Source organism: Bradyrhizobium sp. USDA3516 (assembly GCF_057651995.1).
On record NZ_JBYGYN010000015.1, the window covers coordinates 1 to 18,114 of the forward strand.

At 64.3% G+C, this 18,114-nt stretch carries 18 protein-coding genes and 1 pseudogene; 8 read left to right on the plus strand and 11 right to left on the minus strand.

Features of this window, described 5'->3' with window-relative positions; translation table 11 throughout:
* The 3 genes and pseudogenes from AC24YW_RS34050 to AC24YW_RS34060 all read right to left on the minus strand — a co-directional run.
* Nucleotides 1–422, minus strand: a pseudogene (locus AC24YW_RS34050) (DUF2147 domain-containing protein); the annotation flags it as partial.
* Nucleotides 423–621: 199 nt separating this feature from the next.
* A complete protein-coding gene (locus AC24YW_RS34055) occupies nt 622–1,122 on the minus strand; it encodes a hypothetical protein (protein ID WP_487486800.1) in 501 nt (166 codons plus the stop codon).
* A 1-nt stretch (nt 1,123) separates the two neighbouring features.
* The gene (locus tag AC24YW_RS34060) at nt 1,124–1,915 is read right to left on the minus strand and encodes a transporter substrate-binding domain-containing protein (protein WP_487486801.1); all 792 of its coding nucleotides are present in this window, start codon (nt 1,913–1,915) and stop codon (nt 1,124–1,126) included.
* A gap of 116 nt (nt 1,916–2,031) precedes the next feature.
* On the opposite strand from AC24YW_RS34060, the gene AC24YW_RS34065 reads away from it, so the two are divergent.
* Nucleotides 2,032–2,529 carry a DUF1993 domain-containing protein gene (locus tag AC24YW_RS34065; protein WP_487486918.1) on the plus strand — a complete coding sequence of 166 codons (498 nt, stop codon included), beginning with the start codon at nt 2,032–2,034 and terminating at the stop codon, nt 2,527–2,529.
* 228 nt (nt 2,530–2,757) lie between these two features.
* Here the strand turns inward: AC24YW_RS34065 and AC24YW_RS34070 are convergent, their stop codons facing one another.
* The 6 genes from AC24YW_RS34070 to AC24YW_RS34095 all read right to left on the minus strand — a co-directional run bounded on the left by AC24YW_RS34070 (nt 2,758) and on the right by AC24YW_RS34095 (nt 8,870).
* On the minus strand, nt 2,758–3,264 hold the full coding sequence (locus AC24YW_RS34070) for a hypothetical protein (protein WP_487486802.1): 507 nt from the start codon (nt 3,262–3,264) through the stop codon (nt 2,758–2,760).
* 169 nt (nt 3,265–3,433) lie between these two features.
* Entirely contained in the window at nt 3,434–4,423 is a 990-nt protein-coding gene (locus tag AC24YW_RS34075) for a hydroxyacid dehydrogenase (protein WP_487486803.1), read from the minus strand.
* A gap of 37 nt (nt 4,424–4,460) precedes the next feature.
* Nucleotides 4,461–5,561, minus strand: a complete 1,101-nt coding sequence (locus AC24YW_RS34080) for an ABC transporter ATP-binding protein (protein ID WP_487486804.1) — start codon at nt 5,559–5,561, stop codon at nt 4,461–4,463.
* A gap of 20 nt (nt 5,562–5,581) precedes the next feature.
* A complete protein-coding gene (locus AC24YW_RS34085) occupies nt 5,582–6,493 on the minus strand; it encodes a carbohydrate ABC transporter permease (protein WP_157287623.1) in 912 nt (303 codons plus the stop codon).
* The gene (locus AC24YW_RS34090; RefSeq protein ID WP_487486805.1) at nt 6,493–7,431 is read right to left on the minus strand and encodes a carbohydrate ABC transporter permease; all 939 of its coding nucleotides are present in this window, start codon (nt 7,429–7,431) and stop codon (nt 6,493–6,495) included. The genes AC24YW_RS34085 and AC24YW_RS34090 overlap by 1 nt, the downstream gene beginning before the upstream one ends.
* A gap of 98 nt (nt 7,432–7,529) precedes the next feature.
* Nucleotides 7,530–8,870 (minus strand): ABC transporter substrate-binding protein, encoded by a 1,341-nt coding sequence (locus AC24YW_RS34095; protein WP_487486806.1) that lies wholly within the window; start codon nt 8,868–8,870, stop codon nt 7,530–7,532.
* A 460-nt stretch (nt 8,871–9,330) separates the two neighbouring features.
* On the opposite strand from AC24YW_RS34095, the gene AC24YW_RS34100 reads away from it, so the two are divergent.
* On the plus strand, nt 9,331–10,143 hold the full coding sequence (locus AC24YW_RS34100; protein ID WP_487486807.1) for a Spy/CpxP family protein refolding chaperone: 813 nt from the start codon (nt 9,331–9,333) through the stop codon (nt 10,141–10,143).
* Nucleotides 10,144–10,255: 112 nt separating this feature from the next.
* Nucleotides 10,256–10,633 carry a response regulator gene (locus AC24YW_RS34105; protein WP_487486808.1) on the plus strand — a complete coding sequence of 126 codons (378 nt, stop codon included), beginning with the start codon at nt 10,256–10,258 and terminating at the stop codon, nt 10,631–10,633.
* A gap of 33 nt (nt 10,634–10,666) precedes the next feature.
* On the opposite strand, the gene AC24YW_RS34110 is transcribed toward AC24YW_RS34105, so the two are convergent.
* Both AC24YW_RS34110 and glk read right to left on the minus strand, forming a co-directional pair.
* Complete coding sequence (locus tag AC24YW_RS34110) at nt 10,667–10,879, minus strand: hypothetical protein (RefSeq protein ID WP_487486809.1); 213 nt, start codon at nt 10,877–10,879, stop codon at nt 10,667–10,669.
* A gap of 133 nt (nt 10,880–11,012) precedes the next feature.
* Nucleotides 11,013–11,984, minus strand: coding sequence for a glucokinase (glk, locus tag AC24YW_RS34115; protein WP_487486810.1), 972 nt, complete (start codon nt 11,982–11,984; stop codon nt 11,013–11,015).
* A gap of 262 nt (nt 11,985–12,246) precedes the next feature.
* Here glk and pncA point away from each other — a divergent pair, with 262 nt between their 5' ends.
* The 5 genes from pncA to AC24YW_RS34140 all read left to right on the plus strand — a co-directional run bounded on the left by pncA (nt 12,247) and on the right by AC24YW_RS34140 (nt 17,951).
* Complete coding sequence (gene pncA, locus AC24YW_RS34120; RefSeq protein WP_487486811.1) at nt 12,247–12,873, plus strand: bifunctional nicotinamidase/pyrazinamidase; 627 nt, start codon at nt 12,247–12,249, stop codon at nt 12,871–12,873.
* Nucleotides 12,874–12,889: 16 nt separating this feature from the next.
* Nucleotides 12,890–14,005, plus strand: a complete 1,116-nt coding sequence (locus tag AC24YW_RS34125) for an alpha/beta fold hydrolase (RefSeq protein ID WP_487486812.1) — start codon at nt 12,890–12,892, stop codon at nt 14,003–14,005.
* Nucleotides 14,006–14,147: 142 nt separating this feature from the next.
* The gene (locus AC24YW_RS34130) at nt 14,148–16,181 is read left to right on the plus strand and encodes an NAD(+) synthase (RefSeq protein WP_487486813.1); all 2,034 of its coding nucleotides are present in this window, start codon (nt 14,148–14,150) and stop codon (nt 16,179–16,181) included.
* Nucleotides 16,182–16,212: 31 nt separating this feature from the next.
* Entirely contained in the window at nt 16,213–16,596 is a 384-nt protein-coding gene (locus tag AC24YW_RS34135) for a GrlR family regulatory protein (RefSeq protein WP_487486814.1), read from the plus strand.
* A 104-nt stretch (nt 16,597–16,700) separates the two neighbouring features.
* Nucleotides 16,701–17,951 (plus strand): DUF1236 domain-containing protein, encoded by a 1,251-nt coding sequence (locus AC24YW_RS34140; RefSeq protein ID WP_487486815.1) that lies wholly within the window; start codon nt 16,701–16,703, stop codon nt 17,949–17,951.
* Nucleotides 17,952–18,114 lie beyond the last annotated feature (163 nt).

Here is an 18,114-nt window from a genome sequence, read left to right on the forward strand (position 1 = left end):
GGCGCGGCTTGCTGCTCGGCCGGAGCGGGGGCCGGAGGCGGTGCAGGCGGCGGTGCCACGGCCGTTTGGGCCGGCGTGTTGGTCGCGGTCGTGGCTGCGGGGGGAGCCGGCGGCGGCACAGGAGCCGGCGCGACGGCGGCAGCCGCAGGTGCCTGCACGGCTGCGGGCGGCGCGGTAGGAGCGGGGGCTGGGGCCGGAGCAGACGGCGCTTGCGGATCGACCGTGGCCTGCTGCGGCGCCGTCTCGTTCTTTTTGGCCTTCTTGGGCTTGCCTTGGCCTGTGTTGTCGTAGACGCCGGGGATCTGCACCGTGCCGCGGTCCGGATCGATGCGGATGGTGCGCCCGCCATATTCGAAGGTGTACTGCGCCTGCGCGGCGGTGCTCGCCAAAAGGAATGCGGCCGTGGCCAACAGCTTCCTCATTTCCGTCTCCTGAACAGGTTGTCCCCGTACCGACGCTTACGCGCCGGCTCGGTTGCAAAAAGTGATCTAGATCACTGTTCTCGGTATGTGTCGTGCTCGCACGGACCTTGGTTCAATAACGCCGAACTCGGTCCAGAGTTGGACGGCGACGCGCCCTGTCCAATTCGGTGCAGACTGGCATCGGATCAGCGCGCCGCGTCTACTTCTTCGGACATCCCTCGCTCGCCGCCCTTTGGGCGCGGGCCAGCGCTGCATCGTTCGCCTTGTCGGCATGGATATCGACCGAACCCACGAGGCAGGCATTTGCGCCATTGATCGCGAACACGGAGAGCTCCTGGAGTTCCTTCTCATCCTCGTCGACTGCTCGCCAGGTGCGGATCACGGCGGCCCTCGGAACTCCGGCACGCATGATCCATTGCACCTTCTCGCCAAACGACTTGCCGGCACCACGCCATTGCGCGGTCGGCCCGGACACCTTCTCGATTTCGCGCCGAGGCGCAATCGTGAGCGATACGATGTTGCCTTCGTCGGCAAAGCGCACGACGTAGCCGGCCGGCCCCGGGCAGGTCCAAAGACCGAGCTCCTCTGTCGACTCGTCCTTGCATGTCGGCCCGGTCGCGGGTGTGAACTTCGTCTGCGCGAGCGCGCCGTGGACCCCGCTGATCCCGAGCACAATTGCGACCGCTAATTCCCTTCGCATGTCAGTCGAACCAGGCCGCGTAGATCTTCTTGTAGGTGCCGTCTTCCATCGCAATGTGCAGCCACTGGTCGACGAAGGCCTTCAGCGCCACGTCGCGCTGGATCCAATAGGCCTTCTCCGAAAAATCGAACGGCTTTTCCGGATGCACCGCGCAGAGCACGCCAGCGTGCTGCTTCTGCTGGTAGCGCGTCTCGGAGGCGTCCGTCATCATCAGATCGGCATTGCCCTTGGCGATCTCGTCGAAGATCAAGGTATTGTCGGGGAAGACGGTGATCTCGGCCTCCTTGATGTTGGCGCGGGCGAAGCGCTCATTGGTGCCGCCGGGATTGACGATGATGCGGGTGCCTTTCTTGTCGATCTCGGGCAGCGTCTGGTACTTGCCGACATCGGCGCAGCGCGCGATCGGCGTCTTGCCCTCGCGCATGATCGGTGTGGAGAAGAGGCCCTTCTTCTGCCGATCGAGCGTCACCGACACGCCGCCCATGGCGATGTCGAACTGGTCGGCTTCGAAATCCTTCATCAGCTTCGGCCAGGCCGTCGGCACGAATTCGACCTTGACCCCGAGCGCCTTGCCGAGCGCTTCCGCCATGTCGACGTCGAAGCCGGAGAATCGCTGCGTGGTCTTGTCGAGATAGGTGAAGGGCTTGTAGTCGCCGGTCATGCCGACGCGCAAGCTGCCGCGCTTCATGATCTCGTCGAGACGCGAGGGCGCCTGCTGCGCTTGGGCCGAAAGGCTCGCCAGCAACACCACGGTCAAAGCCGCCAAGACTCGAACGGATATTCGGACCATCATCTCTTTTCCACCCCTGCGCGAGCTGTCATTGTACAGCCGTTCGGACGTGGATTTAGACCAGATGCCCGTCGCTGGCGAGGCAGAAATCGAAGGGAATTCTCGAGGTGACGATCCCGATATACGAGGCCTCGGTCGGCCTGTTCGTGCCCTATTTGCGCAACCTGTCGGCGCTGCTCGACAAGGGCGTCGCTTATGCGCAGGCCCGGAAATTCGACCCGACGATTCTGCTCGGCATGCGCCTTGCGCCGAACATGTACGACCTCGCCCAGCAGGTCGGCGAAGCCTGCCGCCATGCCACGGTCGCGCCGGCCCTGCTGGCGCCGTGCGAGCCGGTGGCGCTGCCGGCGCTGGAGCACGACATGGCCGGGCTGCAGGCGCGCATCGCAACGTCCATCGAGTTCATCGAGAGCCTGCCGCGCGCGGAGATCGATGCGGCGGCGGAACGAAATGTCTTCTTCAGATTGAAGAACGGCACCGAGCTGCCCTTCACCGGGCGGACGTTGCTGCTGACGTTCAGCGTCCCGCAATTCTTCTTCCACGTCACCACCGCGTACGACTTGCTCCGGCACGCCGGGGTCGAGCTGGTGAAGAAGGACTTTTTGGGAAGGAAGTAGGAGCTCGCGGTTTACCTCTCCCCAAGCGGAGGAGAGGTCGGATTGCGCACGCAATCCGGGTCAGAGGCCGCAACGCGCGGTAAAACCTCAGCCCCTCACCCGGATCGCATCTTCGATGCGCCATAGCCGAAGCTCCGCTTCGGCGTCCTTGTGAACGGCCGCCGAAGGCGGCCTATGCCTCTCCCTACGGGAGAGGTGGAGAGAGACCAGGTGTGAAAGCCCGCTGCCTTAAGCTTCGCCCTTGCGTTCGTAGTCGGCAAGCGAGCTGCGGCCGGCGATCTCGCTGCGCAGCTCTTCGAAGCGCCTGTTCGCCTCATCTTGCTGGGTGTCGACGAAACGCACCGCGGCCTCGCTCGTCATGGGACCGCTGACCACGGGCGCGGATTGCTCGCCGATGGTCTCGTGGACGTAGTACTGGCCTTCATCGCCGCGGTGGACCGTCCATTTCAGGCGGATCGCGACCATGGGTCCGGGACCGACCTTGCTGTAGCCATCGGCATCGGTGTGCTCCGGTGCCAGCGGCTGCTCCTCGACCACGGGATGCTCTTCGACCGAGGGATGCGCATCGATCGCCGGATGCTCGTCCACGATCGGCTCGTCAGAGGCGATGTGCTCACGCTCTCCGGCGACCACGATTTCGGTCTCGGTCTGGCGAATGACGAGAACGGGCTCGGGGTGCTCCAGGATGCTGGCGATGGTCGCCAACGCGTGGTCGGTCGGGTCGATCTCTGACAAGGGGTCCATCCTCCAGCTCGCCGCGCCGGCCAGTCTGTCCCACCGCCGCCGCGTTTCAAGCCCATTACGCGCGTTTGATTAAGGCTGAGTTGGGGCCCGATCTGCACCAAAATGGGACGCTTTCTGGCGTCCCGAAGGCGGGCGGGTTGAGCCGCCGACCTTCGTGACCTCAGCCCAGCACGTCCTGGTTGATGATGTTCTGCCTGATGGGATCGCCGTCCAGCACGCTCAAAATATTGCGCGCCGTCTGCTCGCTCATGCGGCTCACCGCCTCGACCGTGACGCCGGCGACGTGCGGGGCCATGATGACGTTGGACAGCGCGAACAGCGCGTTGCTGACTGGCGGCGGCTCCACCTCGAACACGTCGATTCCGGCGCCGGCGAGCTTTCCGGACGTCAGCGCGTCATAGAGCGCCGCTTCCTTCACGATGCCGCCGCGCGCGGTGTTGATGAGGTAGGACCTATCCTTCATGCAGCCGATCCGCATCGTATCGAACAGGCCGACGGTCTCCGGCGTCTTCGGGCAGTGGATGGTGACGAAGTCGGCGTGAGGCAGCGCGGCGTCGAGGTCGGTGACCGGCTCGCATCCGGCCGCCTTGATGTCGGCGGCATCCTTGTAGGGATCGTAGACCTGCACCTTCATCTCGAACGCCAGGCAGCGCTTGGCGGTGCGGCTGCCGATGCGGCCGAAGCCGACGATCAGCACGGTCTTGCCGTAGAGGTCGAACGGCAGCATGCCGAGCCGGTCGGCCCAGGTGCCCTCCTTGACGCAGGAATGCAGCTCCTGCGCGCGCTTGGCCAGTGTCAGCATCATGAACAGCGCAGCTTCCGCAACCGAGGGCGAGTTGGCGCTGCCGGCGACCATCAGCGGCACTTTGCGGCGGGAGAGGGCGGGCACGTCGACGGCGTCGTAGCCGACGCCGATGCGGGTCACCACCTTCATATCGCGCGCGGCCTCGAGCTCGGTCTCGCCGAAGGCGGTGGCGCCCAGCGCCACGCCGTGGACCGGCGCATGGCTCTTCAACAAGGCCTCGAAATCCCTCGCCGAGATCAGGTTCGGAAACTCGACGAGCTCGATATCGTCCCGCTGGGTGAGGAGGGCGCGAGCCCCTTGCGACAAGGTTTGCGTAACGAAAATCTTCTTCTTGTTGGTCGCCATTGCTCCCCTGCCTGCTCGCTTTTCTTGGATCGCGGCGTCACAGCACGACGCCGGTCTCCTCATTTAGCAGGTGCATGTTGTTGAGGTCCATCGCCAGGCGCATGGGTGCCCCGTCCTTGGCGCCGGCATTGGGATCGACGCGGCCGCAGACCGGCGTGCCCTCGAGCCCGAAATAGACCAGCGTCTCCATGCCCATCGGCTCGGTGACGTCGAGCACGGTGTCGAAGGTCTCGACGCCGGGGGCCAGATGCGCATGCGACTCCGTGAGATGCTCGGGACGGATGCCGAGCAGCAGCTTCTCGGTGCGCGGCAGCGCGTTATAGCGCGCGGCGCGGGCCGGCGGCAGCGCGAAGGCGATGCGGTCGGTGAGGCGGATCTGGAGCGTGCCGCCGACATCCTCGAGCCGGCAGGGGATGAAGTTCATCGCGGGCGAGCCGATGAAGCCGGCAACGAAGCGCGTTGCCGGCTTGTGGTAGAGCTCGTTCGGCGTGCCGATCTGCTCGATGCGGCCCTTGTTCATCACCACCACGCGGTCGGCCAGCGTCATCGCCTCGACCTGGTCGTGGGTGACGTAGACCGTGGTGGTGCGCACCTTCTGGTGCACCTTCTTGATCTCGATCCGCATCTGCACGCGGAGCTTGGCGTCGAGATTTGACAGCGGCTCGTCGAACAGGAAGACCTTGGGATTGCGCACGATGGCGCGGCCCATGGCGACGCGCTGACGCTGGCCGCCGGAGAGTTGCTTCGGCTTGCGGTCGATCAGGTCGGTGATGTCGAGGAGGCGGGCGGCTTCCGTCACCCGCGCCTTGATCTCGGCCTTGGGATAATGCTTCAGGCGCAGCCCGAACGACATGTTCTCAGCGACTGTCATGTGCGGATAGAGCGCGTAATTCTGGAACACCATGGCGATGTCGCGGTCCTTCGGCGGCACGTCGTTGACGACGTCGCCGCCGATCATGATGTCGCCGTCGCTGATGTCCTCGAGGCCCGCGATCATGCGCAGCGTGGTCGACTTGCCGCAGCCGGAGGGGCCGACCAGCACGATGAACTCGTGGTCGGCGATGTCGAGGTCGATGCCGCGCACGGCTTCGACATCGTCGTAACGCTTGACTACCTTCCGCAAGGAAACGTCGGCCATCGAACTTCAGCTCCTCGTCATCAACCCTTTGTCGCACCGGCAGTCAGGCCGGCAATATAGTAATCCATCAGGAAGGCGTAGATGATCAGCGGCGGTGCCGCGCCGAGCAGCGCGCCGGTCATGATCTGTCCCCAGTTGAAGACGTCGCCCTTGATCAGGGTGGTGATAATGCCGACGGGCATCACGAGCTGATCGGTCGAGGTGGTGAACACGAGCGGATAGAGGAATTGCGCCCAGGAGACGGTAAAGGCGAAGATGGTGGCGGCGATCAGCCCCGGCAGCGCCACCGGAATGAAGATCCGGGTCAGCGTCTGGAACCAGGACGCTCCATCGATGATCGCAGCCTCGTCGAGCTCCTTGGGGATCGAGGCGAAGTAGCCGATCATGATCCAGGTGCAGAACGGGACCGTCAGTGTCGGATAGAGGATCAGCAGCACGTACCATTTGTTGATGAGCTGGATGCCGGTGAAGTCGCCGATCACCGCGAACATCTTGAACAGCGGAATGAACAGCAGTGTCTCCGGAACGAGGTAAGTAAGAAATACGCCGGTGGCGAGCGTCGCCGAGCCCCAGAACCGCATCCGCGACAGCGCAAAGGCGGCCGGCACCGATATCAGCATGGTGATGGTGACGACGAAGATCGAGACGATCGCCGAATTCCAGAAGAAGCGCAGGAACTGGTTCGACGTCAGGAGCGAAGTGTAGTTTTCCAGCGTCGGATGAAACACCCACCACGGATTGGTCGCCGCCGAAATCTCAGCGCTGCTCTTCAAGGACGTGATTAGCATGTAGACCGGCGGCGTCAGGAAGAAGATCGCGAAGATCACCAGGAAGAAATACGACCAGCGCAGCGCCCAGGCGCGGTCGCGGCTCATGCTGCCGTACTTGACCTTGGGGGTCCGCGCGGCCTTGTCGATGGTTACCGTGGTCATCAGGCTTCATTCCCGCGTTTGTTGACGTCGCGCAGGATGAAGATTGCCGCGACCGCCAGGATCGGCACCATGAAGAGGGAAACGCTGGCGCCGAGCGGTATGTCGCTGCCCTCGATACCAACGCGGAACGCCCAGGTTGCGAAGATGTGGGTGTGATCGAGCGGACCGCCGGCGGTCAGGATTCGCACGATGTCGAAATTGGCGAAGGTGACGATCAGCGAAAACAGTGTCGTGATCGCGATGATGTTCCGCATCATCGGCAGCGTCACATACCAGATGCGCTGCCACCAATTGGCGCCGTCGATTGCGGCGGCCTCATAGAGCTGCTCGGGAACGGATTTCAGTGCGGCCAGATACATGATCATGAAGAACGGTGCGCCGACCCAGATGTTGACGAGAATAACCGAGAAGCGCGCCCATAGCGCATCGCCGGTCCACGGGATCGGCCCGATACCGAAGAACGACAGCGTATAGTTGAACGCGCTATAGGAAGGATCGAACAGCCACAGCCAGGCGAGCGTGCTCATCGCCGGCGGTATCACCCATGGCACCAGCAGCATGCCGCGCCATTTGCGCTGGCCCTTGGCGGGTATGTTGTGAACGAAATGCGCAATGATGAATCCGAGCACCGCTTTGAAGAGGACGGCCGTGATGGCGAAGATGCAGGATTGCTTGACGACCAGCCAGAATGTTTCGCGCTTGAACAGGAACTCGAAGTTGCTCAGTCCGATGAACCGCTGCATCGACTTGTTCAGGGTCGCCAGATGCATCGCATAGAATGCCGGATAGATCACGAGCAGCGCGATCAGCAGGATCAGCGGCAGCGTCATCAGGAACGCTACGGTCGATTTGCGCCTCAGCGCGTTATGGAGGCTGAAGCGCTTTCGCGCAGCTTTTGCGGTAGCGGCACGGTTCGGCTGCAATACGACATCAGCCATGGTGCGTTTTCATCCCTTTAAAGTCTTTATTGGCCGGCGTCGTGACGGATGCAGAAATGGCGGCCTGCGATCGGCCGGCCGCCATCGTGTCCGGTCCGTCAGCTTCGCATGAAGCCTTCGCACTCGCCTTCGGCCCAGGCGAGCGTCTTTTCCATCGCCTCGCCCTGTGCATGGCGCAGGCACATCTTGGTTAGCGTGGCCTGCGTGTAGATCTGCTGTGCGATCTTCGGTGGAGCCGGCGCCGCGGCGATCGAAAGCGTCTGATGGTTGTGGGGGTTGGGGTAGTGGTAGAGCGTACCCTTCGGTGGCCCTTCCTCCTGCCACACCTTGAGCGTCGTCAGCTTCTCGTAGCAGGGCAGGTCGTAGCCGCCGCTCGCCACCACCATCTTCTCGATCGCTTCGGGTTGCGAAAGCGCCCTGAGCAGGCTCTTGGCCGCCTCCTTGTTCTTGGAAAACGACCACGTGCCCCAGAAGTAGCCCAGGTAAGGCGCGAAGCGGCCCTTCGGCCCGGCCGGGAAGCCGTGGGTCCAGCACTGCTCGGCGACCTGAGGCGCGTCGCGCTTGGCGACAGCCCAGGCACTCGGCGGATTCATGATCAGGGCGCCCCTGCCGGAGACGAGCCACTTGTTATTGGAGGCGTCATCCCAGGCACCAGCATCTGGCGGCAGGAACGCGATCAGCTTCTTGTAGTAGTCCAGAGCCTGACGCACCGCGTCGGTCTTCACCGTGAGGTTGCCCTTCTCGTCGACAAGGGCTGCGCCGAAAGACTGGAAGATCGCGCCGGCCGTATCGACATTGTCGGTGGTCTCGCCGAGACCGATACCAAAGGGAACGCCGCCCTTGTGGCAGGCTTCAGCGGCCTTGAGGAACGTGTCCAGGGTCCAGTTGTCAGCCTTCGGCGCAGCGCCCGCCGGATACATCGCCTGCACGTCGATGCCCGCATGCTTCTTCATCAGATCGATGCGCGAGCAGGGCCCCTTGATCTGGCTGCCGACGCTCGCGGGAACCGCAAGCCATTTGCCCCCGGCCTGGCCGAGATACTTCACGGTGCCGTTCGGCTCGCCGTTCTGCTTGATGAGGTCTCCCATCAACTCGTTCATGGGCTCAAGCTGTTCGGAATGCGCATGCGGAAACCAAGTCTGCATCGCAATGATGTCGTGGCCGGACTTGGCCTGCGCCTCGGCGGCGACGGTCAAGATGAGCTTGTTACCCTGACTTGGGATGTAGTCGATCGAAACCTCGACCTTCTCCTTCGCCGCCCATTCGTTGACGATGTCGGTCGAGGCTTTGTTTGCGCCGGGGACCCAATGGTCCCAGAAGCCAATCGAGAGCTTGCCGGCGGCGTAGGCGCCCCGGACATAGGGCGCGGTGATCAGCGCCGCGGAGGACATTGCAGTGGCAGCCACAAATTGACGTCGCGTCAGTTTCTTGCGTGACATCTCGTTTCCTCGCTTGGGTGTTGTTGGAGTTTCCTCTGAGACTTTCTTTCTTGAGTTCTTGTTGCTCGATTTTCTTGTTGGTGCCGTCGGCTCGCGTGGGCAATTCACGCTGTCGCAGCAAAATTGGTAGCGCGATCAGATCATGATTGATCGCGTCTGTCGAGAAAGCCGAACGGCTCTGCGTCTAAAACTAATGGTGTGTCGGGAAGCGTGGCGATGCGGCACGGCGCAGGCGCAGGGCACGGTTTTTTGCGACGCACACTTTGCGGCAGGCGGATTGAAACGCTGCGTGCGCATTTACGCCTCAGTTCCGCATAAGCCTGGATAACCGCTTCGCGCGAAAGACTTTTCGGGGGTGGACAGCAACTGGCCGCGTCTGGACCTCGAAGCGGCGGAAACGATAGAATTGCGCCTGGCGGCTGACTCCCGCTGCTAGGCCAGATTGATGATGGAGACGAGAATGATCAAACAGGCGCCACCCGCGCGGCTTCACCTGCGGCGATGCCTGGCGCTGGGGTCTGTGCTCGCGCTGTTGCTCGCCGCCACCCAGGGGGCGAATGCCCAGGGTCTGGTCAAGGGCGTTCAGGAAGGCGCTGCGGCCGGCAACAAGGCGGCAGGTCCGGTCGGAGGCGTGCTCGGCGGCGCCATCGGCGGCGTGGTCGGCGTCTTCACCGGCGTGCTCGGTGTCGGCAACACCAACACCGGCAATCAGGCGCCGCCGCCCAAGGAGGCCGGCAAGGACGCGGCGAAGGAGCCCAAGCAGCAGGGCGCGGCCAAAGACAAGGATGCCAAGGACGGCAAGAGCGCCAAGGGCAAGGGCGCCAAGGCGACCAAGGAGGCGAAGAACGCGCCGCAGGACACCAAGGGTAAAGACAACAAGGAAGTCACGGTTCTGACCCAGCCCGGTGCGCCGCAGCTGACCGCCGAGCAGATCGTCGCCAACAGCGATTCCTACATCGAGCGGATCAAGAGCGAGCTGAACCTCACGCCGGATCAGGAGAAGCACTGGTACGGTTTCTCGAGCGCGATGCACTACCTCGGGCATAATGGCGCAGAGCGGCTCAACCTGCGGATTGCGCGCGCCAAGCGCGATCCGCCCGACGACATCATCGAGCAGATGCGTAACGAGGCCCAGTTCCTGATCGATCGCGCCGGCGATCAGCGCAACGTCGCCGACGCCGCCGAGCCGCTGTTTTCGAGCCTCGACGACAAGCAGAAGCAGGTGTTCATCCAGGCAATGGTGCGCCTTAGCCACGAGCGCGGACTGGATTGATCAAGTTGAGCAGGTTCGGGCGCGTGTCAATTAACGGCGCCTGCCACGAATTCGTGTATCTACAGCGCAATTCGGTTATGCTTAGCTTCGCAAGGCTGATTGCGGGGTTGATATGGCGGACGGACTCTCCGTTTTCCTGGTCGAAGACGAGGCGTTGATCCGGATGATGATGGCCGACATGGTGGAGGAACTCGGCCACCATGTCGTTGCGGAAGCAGACAATGTGCGCGACGCCAGCGCCTTTGCCATGACCGCGCAGTACGATCTGGCCATCCTCGACATCAACCTGATGGGCGTCTATGTCGACCCCGTCGCCGACCTGATCGAACGTCGTGGCAAGCCGTTCCTGTTCGCCACGGGCTATGGTCCGGAACTGCTGCCGTCCTTGCTCCGGCGCCGGCCGATCCTGCGCAAGCCGATCGCGCTGGACCAGCTCAAGGCGATGATCGATTCGATGTTTCCGGAGCCGTCGGCCACTATCCCGGGCTGACCGATCGCGCTTTTGCCACCTGGTGGGAAGAACTCAACCGGCAGGGTTGCGGCCGTTCTTCAGCACCGTGGCGATGGTGTGAGCCGTCATGGCCGCGCGATCCGAAGCGCGCTGGGCAGCCAGCTGGTCGCGGGCCTTTTCCTCGATCAGGATCTCGATGAGCGCCAGCCGCTTGTCCTCGCTGTCCGCTTCGCGCAGCAGGCGGTGATAGCGGTGATAGTCGAAACCCGAATCCTGTTTACGCATGTCACGCCCCCGCAACTACGCCACACACCGGTAGATTGTTTCTCATCGGGAACATGCAGGCAAGCAGGAACCTGCGTGGAACCGCAGGTGTGCCGCAATCAGCTGTGCATGACGGGAACTCGCCGCCTGGAACTCAGCCGGGATTGTGCTCAGCGAACATCGTCAGGCCGAGGAAGCTCGCATCGGGCTTGATCACGAGCCTGGTCGGGATGTCGCGCAGATAGTCCTGGAATCGTCCCTTGGCTTCGAAGCGTGCCCGGAATGCAGAGGCTGCGAGGAACTCGCGGAAGCGCGGCACGATTCCGCCGGCGACATAAACGCCGCCGCGAGCGCCGAAGGTCACTGCGAGATTGCCGGCGACCGAGCCGAGGATGGCGCAAAACATCTCCAGCGTCGCGCGGCTGACCGGACAGCTGTTCTCCAGCGCAGCCTTGGTGATCCCTGCGGCATCGCGATGCGGCACCTGAACGCCGTCGATCTCGGCCAACGCCTCGTACAGGTTTTGCAGCCCGGAGCCAGAGAGGGCGCCGCGCTCGATCGAGACATGGCCGAGGCGCCGGCGCAAGCAGGCGATTACGCGCTCCTCGCGCTCGTTCTCCGCCGGCAGGGTCGCGTGTCCAGCCTCCGTGACGACGGCCAGTCGCGAACCATGGCGGTCGACCAGGCAGGAGACACCAAATCCGGTTCCGGGTCCAACGACCAGCAATGGCTCCCCAAGCAGGCCGTCGCCGCCGCCGAGCGGGACCAGGTCAGAAGGCTCCAAGGCGGGCAGGGACCAAGCCACCACCTCGAAATCGTTCAGCACATGGACGCTGTCGAAGCCGAGCGCGGGCTGCAGCTCGTTGCCGTCGATGACCCAGGGACTGTTGGTCATGACACAGCGATTGTTGGTGACGGGACCTGCCACCGCCAGCACCGCGCGATGGGGCTGCTCGCCGTTCGACCGGCGCGCCAGAACGTCCGCGATGGCTTCGCGGACGGTCGGGAAGTCCGCGACCTTGACATAGTCGATCGGTCCGGTCTGACCGCTCGGGCTCAGCGCGAAGCGCGCATTGGTGCCGCCGATATCGGCGAGAAGAATATTTCCGGACTTGCCGATATTCATGACTTCACCGCCGCCACGACCTTCAGGTCCTGGCAGCCCTGTCCTCCGCTGCTTCGACCCGATCCGCCTGGGGCGGGCGGTGCGAGACTCTGCCCTTGGGTGCGCCTAGTCAACACGGACGAGGTCAATCCGTTGCATCGTGGCCTACGGTAACCAATTCGCGCAGCTCGCACGCGCCAGGTGGTTGCGAAGCAGCGCATGAAGGCCGACACTGGGGTGGCTCGCCTGGCGACCTCGCGCCGGCAAATCGAATGGGACGGCGATGAAGATTTCCGACCGCGACGTGCTGCTGGTGATCGACGTGCAGAACGACTTCTGCACCGGCGGGGCGCTGGCGGTGCCAGGGGGCGAGAAAGTCGTGCCCGCCATCAATCGCATCGCCCAAAAATTCGCCAATGTGGTGCTGACCCAGGACTGGCATCCGGCTGATCATGTCTCCTTCGCGCCCAACCATGCGGGCAAGCAGCCGTTCCAGGCCATCGAGCTCGACTACGGACCGCAGGTGCTCTGGCCGCCGCATTGCGTGCAAGGCACGGCTGGCGCGGCATTTCATCGCGATCTCGACGTGACGCAAGCGAGTCTCGTGGTGCGGAAGGGCTTTCGCCGCGGCATCGATTCCTATTCGGCGCTGTTCGAGAACGACCATCGGACACCGACCGGATTGCTCGGTTATTTGCGCGAACGGGAGCTGAAGACCATCTTTGTCGCGGGTCTTGCGCTGGATTTCTGCGTCCGCTTCTCGGCGGAGGATGCGCGCAAGGCCGGACTGGAGGTCGCCGTCATCGAGGATGCCTGTCGCGGCATCGATCTCGACGGCTCGGTCGCGGCGACCCATCGGAGTTTTCGGGACCTCGGCATTGCCGTCGTGAGTCTCGAGGCATTTCTGTGAGGATGTCGAGCTAGCCATGGTGGACAAGACCGCCAAACCGCCGCGCGGGCCAGGGCAGGCTCCTGACGATCCTCGGCTCTGGCCGTTTGCGGCGGCGCAGCTCGCCATGGATGCCTGCTTTTGGTGGCTGGAGCGGGCACCCGAGAAACAGGGTGACGGCAGCTTGCCATGGACGGCGCCGGGCAGCGTTGCGCTGGAGCTCGCAACGATGGACTTGCGCGATTGCTCGCAGACCCGGTCCGGGCAGCCGGCGCTGGTCTGCGCGCCCTATGCGCTGCACCGCGCCCTGATCGCCGATTTCGCCCCGGGCCACAGCGTGGTGCAGTCTCTGCAAAACGGCGGCATCGACCGGGTCTACCTCACCGACTGGCGGTCGGCGACGCCGGACATGCGCTATCTCTCGATCGACAGCTATCTTGGCGATCTCAATGTCGCGATCGATGAGATCGGTGCGCCGGTTGATCTCGTCGGGCTGTGCCAGGGCGGATGGCTGTCGCTGCTCTATGCCGCGCGCTTTCCAGCCAAGGTGCGGCGGCTGGTTCTGGTCGGTGCTCCCGTGGACCTGTCGATCGAATCCACGCTGTCCCGGCTTGCCCGCAACGCGCCCGGGCTGGTGTATGACCAGCTCGTCGCGCGCGGTGGCGGCAATGTCAGCGGCGAGGAGATGCTGCGCTTCTGGTCCAAAGCCCCTGACCACGACGATATCGCGGCGGCATTGCAGCGGGATCTCTCGGACGAGCAGGGTACCGAGCTGCTCGCGCGGTTTGACCGCTGGAATGCCGAGACGCTCAACCTGCCGGGCACTTATTATCTCGAGATCGTCAACGCGATCTTCCGGGAGAACCGCATCGCCGAGGGCCGTTTCGTCGCGCTCGGCCGCCCGATCGACCTGAAGGACGTCAAGGCGCCGATCTTCCTGCTCGCCGGGCTCGACGACGATGTGGTGCCGGCGACGCAGGCGCTGGCCACCGCGGGGCTCGTCGGCACGCCGCCTGCCTTCGTCGCGGCGGCATCCGAGCCCAGCAACCATCTCGGCCTGTTCATGGGCGCGCGGACCCATGCGCATGCCTGGCCCCGGATCGCCGGGTGGCTGCGCGGCGATCTGCCCGGCGTGCTGGCCCGCAGCGCCTGAGTTCGCCGGCACTGGACCGGACGGGGCGCAAATCCGTTATGGATGATGGCGGATGGCCTGCACGGGGCCAGACCAATGGGCTACATATGATCAGAGCTGACGGCGGTGGCCGCCGGCAAGAGACTTGAGGGTACTGCGCTCGATGACATTCCACTCGATTTACGCCCACGGATTTGCGCGCGTGGCGGCCTGCGTGACCACCTCCCACGTCGCCGATCCCAGCGCCAACGTGAAGGCCGTGCTGGCGGCGGCCAATGCCTGCCACGAGCAGTCGGTCGCGGTCGCGGTGTTTCCCGAGCTGTGCCTGTCCGGTTATGCGATCGAGGACCTGGTGAAGCAGGATCCGCTGCTCGATGCGGTCGAGCGCGGGCTCGGAGCGATCGTTGAAGCCTCCGCCGGGCTGATGACGGTGCTGATCGTGGGGGCGCCGCTGCGCTTTGGCAATCGCATCTACAATTCTGCCGTCGTCATTCATCGCGGCAACGTCCTCGGCGTCGTGCCGAAATCCTACCTACCAACCTATCGCGAGTTCTATGAGGGGCGGCATTTCGCCTCCGGCGCCGGCATCGCCGGCGAGACCATCGCCTTTGGCGGCCTGCATGCGCCGTTCGGCGTGGATCTCCTGTTCGCGGCCGAGGACGTTCCGGGCCTCACCATTGGCGTCGAGATCTGCGAGGACATGTGGATCCCGGTGACGCCGGCCTCGGAGCTCGCGCTTGCGGGCGCGAGCGTGCTGATCAACCTCTCGGGAAGTCCGATCACGATCGGCCGGGCGCGCTCGCGCGCGTTGCTGTGCCAATCGACCTCGGCGCGCTGCCTCGCGGCTTACGTCTATTCCGCAGCCGGGGCCGGGGAATCCACCACCGATCTCGCCTGGGACGGCCAGACCTCGATCTACGAGAACGGCGTGCTGCTGGCTGAGGGCGAGCGGTTCCGCCAGGGCGGCCAGATCACGCTGGCCGACGTCGACCTCGACCTGCTCAGGCAGGAGCGCGCGCTGATGGGCACGTTCGACGACAACCGGCGGCAGCGCGAGGCGTTTTTCCGCAAGGTGACATTTGCCCTGAAACCGCCGGCGGCCGATATCGGCTTCCTGCGCAAGGTCGAGCGCTTTCCGTTCGTGCCGAGCGATGAGAACCTGCTCGAGCAGGACTGCTACGAGGCCTACAACATCCAGGTCGCCGGGCTGGTGCAGCGCATGCGCGCCACCGGTACCAAGCGGGTGGTGATCGGCGTGTCGGGCGGTCTCGATTCCACCCACGCCCTGATCGTCGCCGCCAAGGCGGTCGATCTGCTCGGCCTGCCGCGCGAGAACATCCTGGCCTACACCATGCCGGGCTTTGCCACCGGCAGCGAGAGCAAGACCAACGCGCTCGCACTGATGAAGGCGTTGCAGACGAGCTGGCAGGAGCTCGACATCCGCCCCACGGGGGCGCAGATGCTGAAGGATATCGGCCATCCCTTCGGCAAGGGCGAGAAGGTCTACGACGTCACCTTCGAGAACGTGCAGGCGGGCCTGCGCACGGATTATCTGTTTCGCCTCGCCAACCATCACGGCGGCATCGTGATCGGAACCGGCGATCTCTCCGAGCTTGCGCTCGGCTGGTGCACCTATGGTGTCGGCGACCAGATGGCGCATTACAACGTCAACGCCGGCGTGCCCAAGACGCTGATCCAGCATTTGATCCGCTGGGTGATCTCCTCGAAGCAGTTCAGTGACGAGGTCAATCGGACGCTCGGCTCGATCCTCGTGGCCGAGATCTCGCCGGAACTCGTGCCGGTCGAGGCCGGCCAGAAGCCGCAGAGCACGGAAGCGTCCGTCGGACCTTACGAGCTGCAGGATTTCAACCTGTTCTATACGCTGCGGTTCGGCATGCGGCCGTCCAAGATCGCCTTCATGGCGCTTCAGGCCTGGAAGGATGTTGCCAAGGGCGAATGGCCGCCGGCATTCCCGAGCGACCGGCGCAGGGCCTATGACCTCAAGGAGATCCGCCGCTGGCTCGAGGTGTTCCTGCGCCGCTTCTTCGCCTTCAGTCAGTTCAAGCGCTCGGCCATGCCGAACGGGCCGAAGGTCTCGGCCGGCGGTTCGCTGTCGCCGCGCGGCGACTGGCGCGCGCCCTCGGATTCGAGTGCAGCGGCATGGCTCGAGGATCTCGAGCGGAACGTGCCGAACTGATCGGGGCAGCGGATCGGCGGGGGAAAATCGGATGTCGGCTGGCGATGAGGCGGAAGCGGGTGACGAGGCCAGGGTCGTCAACGGCCTCTACGTCTTCGACATCGAGATGCGGGACGGCAAGCGTGGGCAGGCCAGGGGCGTGGTCGTGCTCTGCGACGGCCGCATCATGGGCGGCGACAGCTACTTCTATTACACCGGCAGCTACACCTTCCGGAGCGGCAAGTGGAGGGGCGACATGATCGTCAATCAGCACACCGAGGCGGTCGGCAGGACGCTCGCATTCGGCGGCAGGGAGGTCACCTGCGGCTTTTCCGGCGACTATTTCCCCGGCGGTGCGGAAGTCGAAGGCATGGCGCTGGTCGGCAAGACCAGCGTGACGTTCACGGCACGACTGACGCTGAAGGATGCGATGTAATGGCGGCCTGATCGGCCCACTTCCACGACTGCGTTCCTGCTCAGGAACCTTCGCACAGACAGAACGTTCGCGTCTGTTGTTGCGAATTGTCGAGGAGAGGGACCATGCGTCAACATTTGCTGTTATCGACTGCGGCCGTCGGGCTCATGCTCGCATCCGGCCTTGCCTATGCCCAGGCGCCCAGTGAGCGCAGGGACGAGCCGAAACGGACCGAGGAACCGGCCAAGGGCGCTGCCCCGCTGCGCGGTGGTGCGGCTCAAGAACGCGTTCAAGAGCGCGCGCAGGGCGCCCAGGAGCGACTCCAGGGCGCTGGCCGCGAGGATCGAGGCGGCGCTGTCAAGAACGAGGCAAATGACGACAAGCGCCAGCCGGCGACGGCCTCGGACCGCAACCAACCGAAAGCCAGGGATCAGGCACAAGACTCTCGCGAGCCTTCGCGCGATCGCAACCGGGAGGCCGAGAGCGCCAAGCCCGGACGCGATGCGGGCAAGAGCAGTGCGGAAACCAAGCAGGACAAGGCCGCGCCACAGAAATCAACCGCCGAATCCGAGAAATCCAAGACCGGTCCGACGACTGGCCCGGCTGGCCAGCAGAACGAGCGCACGGGAGCTGCGGCCAACCAGAACGAGCGCAACCAGGCCCAGCCGCCGCGCAGTGCCGCCGAGCAGCAGCCACCGGCCACCGCGACGGATACCAACCGCGCGGCTCCGACCAACAATGCGCAGACCGCGCCCGGCGCCACGGGCACGCAGACCAACCAGACCACGCAGACCAACACGCAGGTCAACCAGCAGGCTCAGGTGACGACCGAGAGGCAGGTGCGGATCTCCGAAACCGTGAGCCGCGCGCGTCTGGCGCAGCCAGAGCGCAATCTGAACATCTCGATCCGGGTTGGCGAGACGATTCCCTCGCGCGTGCGTTTGCATCGGCTGCCGCCCGAGATCATCTCGATCGAGCCGCAATATCGCGGCTATGAGTATTTCACGACCGAAGACGAGGTCATTATCGTGGAGCCGCGCTCGCATCGCATTGTCAGCCAGGTCCCCCGCGATCCGTCGCGCGCCCGGGCCCAAATGGGCAGCAGCGCCTCCTCGTCGTCAAGCATGGCGGCGGCCGGCGGAAACAACATGGTGAACTGCCAGATCATGCGACGTGATGCCTCCGGCAACGTCGCCCAGGCCGAGCCGACGACCGTGGGTTCGACCGCGCGGACCGATTCCCTGAGCGTGATCGTCCAGATGCCTGGCGGCGGCTCGTCCGCGCCGATCGCCCTCGGCGCTCCCGCGGGCAACATCGTGGTCGCGACGCAAGGGCAGGGCGATTGCACGGTGACGCTGGAGCCGCAGACGCGCTGAGCGCCGAAGCAAAAAGGCGCTGAAACGACAACGCGCCGCCCGGATGCCCCACCGGACGGCGCGTTGCTGCGTTCAATCTAAAAAGTTTCGAGGTCCGGAGTGCCTAGGAGTCCGGACCTCGTCACCTTGCCCCAGCCTTCAATCCCCCGCCCCATGTGGTCCC

Excerpts from the sequence above, each read along its gene's own strand:
- AC24YW_RS34055 (WP_487486800.1), bottom strand. The coding sequence starts at position 1,122 with ATGCGAAGGGAATTAGCGGTCGCAATTGTGCTCGGGATCAGCGGGGTC.
- AC24YW_RS34060 (WP_487486801.1), bottom strand. The coding sequence starts at position 1,915 with ATGATGGTCCGAATATCCGTTCGAGTCTTGGCGGCTTTGACCGTGGTG.
- AC24YW_RS34075 (WP_487486803.1), bottom strand. The coding sequence starts at position 4,423 with ATGGCGACCAACAAGAAGAAGATTTTCGTTACGCAAACCTTGTCGCAA.
- AC24YW_RS34080 (WP_487486804.1), bottom strand. The coding sequence starts at position 5,561 with ATGGCCGACGTTTCCTTGCGGAAGGTAGTCAAGCGTTACGACGATGTC.
- AC24YW_RS34085 (WP_157287623.1), bottom strand. The coding sequence starts at position 6,493 with ATGACCACGGTAACCATCGACAAGGCCGCGCGGACCCCCAAGGTCAAG.
- AC24YW_RS34090 (WP_487486805.1), bottom strand. The coding sequence starts at position 7,431 with ATGGCTGATGTCGTATTGCAGCCGAACCGTGCCGCTACCGCAAAAGCT.
- AC24YW_RS34095 (WP_487486806.1), bottom strand. The coding sequence starts at position 8,870 with ATGTCACGCAAGAAACTGACGCGACGTCAATTTGTGGCTGCCACTGCA.
- AC24YW_RS34100 (WP_487486807.1), top strand. The coding sequence starts at position 9,331 with ATGATCAAACAGGCGCCACCCGCGCGGCTTCACCTGCGGCGATGCCTG.
- AC24YW_RS34105 (WP_487486808.1), top strand. The coding sequence starts at position 10,256 with ATGGCGGACGGACTCTCCGTTTTCCTGGTCGAAGACGAGGCGTTGATC.
- AC24YW_RS34110 (WP_487486809.1), bottom strand. The coding sequence starts at position 10,879 with ATGCGTAAACAGGATTCGGGTTTCGACTATCACCGCTATCACCGCCTG.
- glk (WP_487486810.1), bottom strand. The coding sequence starts at position 11,984 with ATGAATATCGGCAAGTCCGGAAATATTCTTCTCGCCGATATCGGCGGC.
- pncA (WP_487486811.1), top strand. The coding sequence starts at position 12,247 with ATGAAGATTTCCGACCGCGACGTGCTGCTGGTGATCGACGTGCAGAAC.
- AC24YW_RS34125 (WP_487486812.1), top strand. The coding sequence starts at position 12,890 with ATGGTGGACAAGACCGCCAAACCGCCGCGCGGGCCAGGGCAGGCTCCT.
- AC24YW_RS34130 (WP_487486813.1), top strand. The coding sequence starts at position 14,148 with ATGACATTCCACTCGATTTACGCCCACGGATTTGCGCGCGTGGCGGCC.
- AC24YW_RS34135 (WP_487486814.1), top strand. The coding sequence starts at position 16,213 with ATGTCGGCTGGCGATGAGGCGGAAGCGGGTGACGAGGCCAGGGTCGTC.
- AC24YW_RS34140 (WP_487486815.1), top strand. The coding sequence starts at position 16,701 with ATGCGTCAACATTTGCTGTTATCGACTGCGGCCGTCGGGCTCATGCTC.